The sequence below is a fragment of the Flavobacteriales bacterium genome, assembly GCA_019694795.1.
Classification (GTDB): Bacteria; Bacteroidota; Bacteroidia; order Flavobacteriales_D; family UBA2798; genus UBA2798.
On record JAIBBF010000004.1, the window covers coordinates 104,887 to 112,121 of the forward strand.

Annotated in this window: 3 protein-coding genes; 2 read left to right on the top strand and 1 reads right to left on the bottom strand. The window is 41.7% G+C overall.

The window, feature by feature from the left end:
• Nucleotides 1–155 precede the first annotated feature (155 nt).
• Both K1X56_03075 and K1X56_03080 read left to right on the top strand, forming a co-directional pair.
• Entirely contained in the window at nucleotides 156–3,680 is a 3,525-nt protein-coding gene (locus K1X56_03075; GenBank protein MBX7093679.1) for a gliding motility-associated C-terminal domain-containing protein, read from the top strand.
• A gap of 100 nt (nucleotides 3,681–3,780) precedes the next feature.
• On the top strand, nucleotides 3,781–5,979 hold the full coding sequence (locus K1X56_03080) for a tetratricopeptide repeat protein (protein ID MBX7093680.1): 2,199 nt from the start codon (nucleotides 3,781–3,783) through the stop codon (nucleotides 5,977–5,979).
• On the opposite strand, the gene K1X56_03085 is transcribed toward K1X56_03080, so the two are convergent.
• The gene (locus tag K1X56_03085) at nucleotides 5,980–7,032 is read right to left on the bottom strand and encodes a gliding motility-associated C-terminal domain-containing protein (GenBank protein ID MBX7093681.1); all 1,053 of its coding nucleotides are present in this window, start codon (nucleotides 7,030–7,032) and stop codon (nucleotides 5,980–5,982) included. It lies immediately after the preceding gene.
• Nucleotides 7,033–7,235: the final 203 nt, after the last annotated feature.

Below are 7,235 nucleotides of genomic sequence, written 5' to 3' on the forward strand. Positions count from 1 at the left end.
GAGTGAAAAGGAAGAAAAAAAACGATTGCGGTTTTGAACAATTTTTGGAGAAATGTTGATAGGTTGAAAGCCCCTGAAAATAAGTCCTTCTGCATGCATCTCCTCCCTTCTTTATTTCGTCTTTTATTCAGATAATTTTTGTTATATTTACCCTAATGAGATTCTTTTCCCTTTTCCTTTTGCTATTGTTTTCAGGCACTTCCGTGATGGCTCACGATGGAGAGGGTAGCTATTGCCGCTTTATTCCGAATAGGGGACAATTCCATCCTGCCGCCCGTTATCAGGGGAAAATCAATCATGGAAATCTGATTTTGGAGGACAAAGCCTTTACCTTTCATTTTATGGATAATTCCATACTGGCGAAGGCGCACATGGGGGCTGATGTAAAGGCAGAGGAATTGATTTATAAGGGACATGCCTATAAAGTGAATTTTATCGGAGCCGGAAATGCACAACTGTCTTCCGAAGAACAAAGTCCGGAATATTACAATTACTACCGCGGAAATAATCCGGCTCGCTGGGCCTCCAAAGTACATGCCTATGAAAAGGTGAATTACAAAGGACTCTATCCCGGTATCGACATGTCCGTTTATACGAGTGAGGGTCGACTGAAATACGACTTCCAGGTATCACCCGGTGCCGATGCAGGGATGATTGTGCAGGAGTACATTGGACTGGAAAATTTAAAATTGGTAAAGGGGAATTTAGAGATTCACACGGATGTGATCGACATTACAGAACAAGCACCTGTTGCCTGGCAGATGGTGAATGGGAAAAAGAAAAATGTACCGGTAGAATTTAAATTAGAAGGAAATAAAATTACCTACCATTTCCCCAAGGGATATGATCATACACAGACATTAATCATCGATCCTGTTTTAATATTTGGAAGTTCATCCGGAAGTTTTGCAGATAATTTCGGAATGACGGCTACCTATTCTTCGCAGGGAAATTTATTTACGGGAGGAACTGCATTCGATGTAGGTTACCCGGTTACCTTGGGAGCTTATATGACGAGTCCGAATGTAAACGGATCCACTTCCGGTATAACCGATGTGGTTATTACCAAATATTCTCCCAATGGCACATCACTGGTGTATAGCACCTATCTCGGAGGTGGAGATGGAACGCAAGGAGCGGAAACTGTGCATTCACTTATTTGTAATGCCAATGATGAATTGTTTTTAATGGGGGTTACTTCATCCAGCGATTTTCCTACTACGCCCGGCGCATTTGATAATACCTTTAATGGAGGATCTTATGTGTATTTTCCGCAAAATGGAACCTTGTTTAATTCGGGAACCGATTTATACGTAACGAAATTTAATTTCGACGGCACCGCTCTTTTAGCCTCCACCTATATTGGAGGATCTGCCAACGATGGAATCAATTGCAACAATAACACGAGTCTTTACGATTCCCTGCAAAAAAATTATGGCGACCAGTTTCGCGGAGAAATTATGGTAGATAGAAATGGAAATTGCTATGTTGCGAGCGTAACGAAATCTTCCAATTTTCCAACGGCCAATGCCATTCAAAACACACTCAATGGCGATCAGGATGCAGCAATTTTTAAATTCGATCCGAATCTTACATCCTTGCAATGGAGTACCTTTTTGGGTGGAAGTAACAAAGACGCTGCGTATTCGATTAAGGTCGATACCAATTTCGTAACCTACGTTTGCGGCGGAACTTCATCAACTAATTTTCCTACCACGGTTGGAACCTATTCGCCAACGGCTCCCGGAGGTAAAGCAGATGGATACCTGGTTACCATTTCACCATCGGGTACATCTATTTTGGCAGGAACATATTTGGGGACTAATAATTATGACCAGACTTATTTCCTGGAGATCGATCGTTACAAAGATGTTTATGTGGTTGGTCAGACCCTCGGTACATCTTCATTCCCGGTTGTAAATGTAGGATATACCAATGCCAATAGCGGACAATTCGTTACCAAATTCGATCATAACCTTACAGCAATTCAGTATTCCACCACATTTGGAAATGGAAACAATAACATCAATATTTCTCCTGCTGCATTTATGGTGGATGTATGCGGAAATGTATATGTTTCCGGTTGGGGTGCCAATATTTTACAAGCGGTTCCATTGAATGGAATGCCTACCACTGCAAATGCTTTTCAGCCCACCAATGGTGATGGATTTAATTTTTACCTCATTGTATTTTCACGCAACATCGGATCGCTTTTGTATGCAACGTATTTTGGCGGACCACTTTCGCATGAGCATGTGGACGGCGGAACGAGTCGCTTTTCGCAGGATGGAATCGTGTACCAATCCGTTTGCGCAGGATGCTGGGGGAATGATGATTTTCCAACTACACCCGGAGCATGGAGTCAGGTAAACAATTCAAGTTTTTGCAATAACGGCGTGTTTAAATTCGACTTCGAAATTGAACCGGTTGCAGATTTCGTAACGGATCAATTGGAAGGTTGCGCACCGCTAACGATTCATTTCGATAATACCAGTCCATTGTATTCCTCCTACGTGTGGGATTTTGGAAATGGAGATACCACATCAACTAATCCGGATCCGATTGTCACCTTCGATACCGCCGGTACCTATACCGTTTATCTGGTGGTGCAGGATTCCATTTGCCTCTTGTTGGATACTGCCGAAAAAGTGATTACGGTTTATCCTCCATTGCAATTATCGGCCACCGATTCCGTCATTTGTTCTCCATCACCCGTGGTGCTTACTGCAACCAGTTTCGGAACGGTCAACAATTATTTCTGGTCGAGCAACGGAAATTTTACCGATACACTCAATTCGCCTTCTACCGATAGTACCTTATTGGTGAATATTTCCGGCGACACCACCTTCTTTGTAAATGTATCCAATACCTGGTGCTCGTATACCGATACGGTTATTGTTCATATACCGCAATTGGATATTACGATAAGTTCTATTGCCGGATTATGCACGGGCGATTCTGCATTTATTTCGGTGACCAATAACACGCCACAAGATCCTTTGAATTTTAATTGGGGACCCGATTCTTTAATTATTTCCGGCGATGGTACCAATACGGTTTTGGTGAGTCCCGATTATAATAACTGGATTACGGTTACAGGGACAACACTGCAGGGATGCACGGTTTCCGATTCAACATTTATACCCGTAAGTGGTCCGCCCACCGGATTACTCAATGCTACTGCCGATGATTACACGATAATGATCGGACAAAGCACCGTATTGCATGCAAGTCCCAATGGCTACACCTATAGCTGGTCGCCATCTTCTACCTTAGATAACCCGAATATTCAGCACCCAACAGCCACGCCGGATGTCACCACCATTTATACCGTTACGGTTTCTAACAATGGCTGCTCGCTCACCGATACGGTGATGGTAAAAGTGCTCGAATTTGTGTGCGGCGAACCGAATATTTATGTCCCCAATGCATTTACCCCGAATGGCGATGGTGAAAATGATTTATTGTTTGTGCGTGGAAACAACATCACCAAGTTATTATTCCGAGTATTCGATCGCTGGGGAGAATTGGTGTTTGAAACAACGAATCAAAGCATAGGATGGGATGGAAAGTTTAAAGACAGAGATTGCGATCCTGCTGTATTTGTTTGGTACGTAGAAGCCACCTGTGAAGGCGGTGATGAATATTTCCAAAAAGGGAATGTCACATTGATTCGATAAGTGGAGATGAATAATTATTTTTAATCAGAAGATCTCCTTTGTGAAAGTCGCACACCTTTTTTTCCGAATAAAAAATTTCAGCGTATGGGTCCTTTTCGTGATGCTGTTCGTTCCATTATGGAGTTTCGGACAAAAAGATAGTTTGTTCCTGGTGTGGAAAAATCCGAAAGTGGCAGATTCACTTCGTGTAAAGGCCTATTCCGAATACCTGCACAAGACGTATTTATTTTCAGAACCGGATAGTGCCATTTATTTTGCAGAAGAAGCCATTCGTTTTTGTGAAAAACGCCGATTACCCAATGAAAAAGCCAATGCCATAAACATTATCGGAATAGCCAATGCGGTTAAAGGCGATATATCCAAAGCCATCGAAGAATTTGAGAAGGCTTTAGCTATTTACGAGCAGACCAAAAACAACAAGGGAATTGCCAGTGAGTTAAACAATATTGCTTTGGTGTACAGCGATCTTGGTAAACCTGAAAAAGCATTGCAATATTTTGACCGGGGTTTGGAGCTTTACCGGAAAACCGATAATCAAAAAGGAATTGCGTCTACCTTAACCAATATTGGAATTGTCTATCACAATCAGGGAAATTATTCGAAAGCCATTGAAAATTATACAGCGGGATTAGTGGTGTCGGAACGCCTGAAAGACCGTTCGAATATGGCGGTATCGAACACCAACATCGGAATTGTTTACTACGAACAAAGAGAATACGAAAAGGCAAAGGAATATTTTAAAAAGGGAATTGATTTAAATACAGAGCTGGGGAATCTGCAGGGACTAGGTTTAATTTATAATTATTACGGAAGTATTTATTCTGATCTGGGGAATTATAAAGAAGCATTAAAATATTACCGGATCGATTTGGATTACCATGAGAAATTGGGCGATAAACAAGGTATTGCCATTGCACTAAATAACATGGGAAATATTTTTCGGTTCCAGGGTAACCTCGATACAGCCGAAATTTGTTACAGGAATTCCCTCGCCTTAAGTGAGGAAACCGGAAACTCTATTTCAATTCCCGGTGCAAAAAATAATTTGGGAATCGTTGCCGCACAGCGTGGCGATTATAAAAAGTCCATTCAGTACAGTCGTTCCGCATTGCAACTCGCGCAGGAATTTGAACTGAATCTCGAAGTGCGGGATGCTTCACAGGCTTTATGGTCGAGCTACAAAAAAATTGGTGACTATAAACAAGCGCTCGAAATGTTCGAATTGTATATCGCAACGCGTGATACCATTGAGAGTGAGGAAAACAAAAAAGCCATTATTGAGCAAAAATTTAAATACGAATACGATAAACAACATGCGGCTGATAGTGTACGCAATGTGGAAGAGCAGAAAGTTAAAGATGCAGAAATTGTTGCGCAGAAAGCAGAATTAAAAGCGAGCAGAACGCAGGAGTTGTTTCTTTATGGTGGACTCGCCCTCGTTGTGGCTTTTGCATTATTTATTGTAAACCGTTTGCGTGTTTCTCGTTTACAGAATAAAATTATTGAAGAGCAAAAGAAAATGGTTGAGGTTAAGAACAAAGAAATTACGGATTCCATCACCTATGCAAAACGTATTCAGTCGGCCATTCTTCCTCCACTAGAAACGATCAATGAAGCTTTTCCGGATTCCTTTGTATTATATAAACCAAAAGATATCGTTGCCGGCGATTTTTATTGGTTCGAACCGAAGATAAATAATGCCATGATTGCGGCTTGTGATTGTACTGGACACGGAGTTCCAGGTGCAATGGTGAGTGTTGTTTGCAATAATGCATTAAACCGTTCTGTTCGTGAATTCGGATTTACAGATCCGGCAGAAATTTTAAACCGCACCAGAGAAATTGTAATTGAAGAATTCAGTAAGTCCTCCGAAGAAGTGAAGGACGGAATGGATATTTCATTGTTGGTTATTGAAGAAAAACAAAACGATCGCGTTATTGCACGTTGGGCAGGAGCTAATAATCCTTTGTGGATTATCCGAAACGCCGCCAGTGAAGTGGAGGAAATAAAAGCGGATAAGCAACCTATTGGGAAATATCATGTTGACAAACCCTTTCAATCGCATCGCATTGAGCTGAATCGTGGCGATATGATTTTCTTGTTTTCAGATGGATTCCAGGATCAGTTTGGTGGAGATAAGTCGAAAAAATTAAAGGCCTCCAGCTTTCGTGAAATGTTATTGAAGAACCGAAATGAATCAATGAATCAGTTGGCAGAAAATCTCAACCGTGAATTTGAACGCTGGAAAGGTGATCTGGAACAAAACGATGATGTTTGCGTTATCGGAATCCGGTTCTGATTATTCGAAAAGAGTAATTATTCCCTTCTTGTAGCACTTCTCGTTGGGTGATAAAATCAAATAAAAATAAGTGCCTTGCACAAGCGGCTCACCTTTGTCGTTTTTCCCATTCCAACCCGATATTATTTTCGAATTCCCCGAAAAAACAGTTTCTCCCCATCGGTTATAGATAAAAATACTCCAGTATTCCAAGGTGTCGGTAGAAATGGAAAACGCATCATTTAATCCGTCTGCATTAGGCGAAAGGGTATTGGGAATCCAGATGTCACATTCGTGATCGATGCTGTAGTCGGGATAAGGCGTAACCGGTGTTCCATTTCCACCGCCGGGGTTGGGATTTGAATAGGCGCTGTCGATGCAATCTACCACCATGGTCGTATCATATGGAACAAGCTCTACATCATCGATGAGGTAATAGGACCAATGCACGCCGTAATTTTGATACGGACATCCGCTCAGTTGCACAAAGGTGGAATAGTTATCGTCTTTAAATGATCCAATCGTAATAAAATTTTCACCGCCGTTGGCTACAAATGTCCCGCAGATTTTCATCCAGTCGGAACGTTGATCCAGCATACGGTATTGCTGATTGAGAATTTGTGGTACCGTATTAAACAACATTTGAACACCCGGTGGATCAGGAGGAATTCCATTGGTAAACCAGGCACCTAATGCATCACTCGCCCAACATTTATCACATTCCAGTTTTACCCAGAACTCACAATAATATTCCGTACCTGCAATTAAAGGGGAAGTGAGAAATGTTCCAATGTATTCGCGGTAGGGAACCGACCATGAAGGACGATACACCGAAACGCCGGCATATCCGTTCCCTGTTCTTCCATGCGGACATTGACTCTCTGCTTCATAATTACAATTGTAATAATCTGAAGTCGGCGTTACATCCATCCAGGGAACAGCACGGTCAATTTGATTATCGGAAGTTGGACATTGCGAATAGATTTCGAAAGAAGGATTAGGCACCAGATTCTGTGATGAACCGGAAATGCGGAACATCAGGATAGCTATGACCAGAAGCGGATACTTAAACATTGAATTAAAAATAGTGTATTTATTAGGCATAACAAAGCCTATATTTACAACATGAGTAGTTCACAGTCCCGAACTTTATTAATCCTTCTGGCACTTGTTCTGATCTTCAACTGGATTACACCTGTTTTGGTGATGGATGGGATGTTTATGGACGGACAACAATATTCCAATGTGGCCATGAATATGGCAGAAGGGAAAGGGAG

Coding starts and splice junctions, on each gene's coding strand:
- K1X56_03085 (MBX7093681.1), bottom strand. CDS start 7,032: ATGTTTAAGTATCCGCTTCTGGTCATAGCTATCCTGATGTTCCGCATT.
- K1X56_03080 (MBX7093680.1), top strand. CDS start 3,781: ATGCTGTTCGTTCCATTATGGAGTTTCGGACAAAAAGATAGTTTGTTC.
- K1X56_03075 (MBX7093679.1), top strand. CDS start 156: ATGAGATTCTTTTCCCTTTTCCTTTTGCTATTGTTTTCAGGCACTTCC.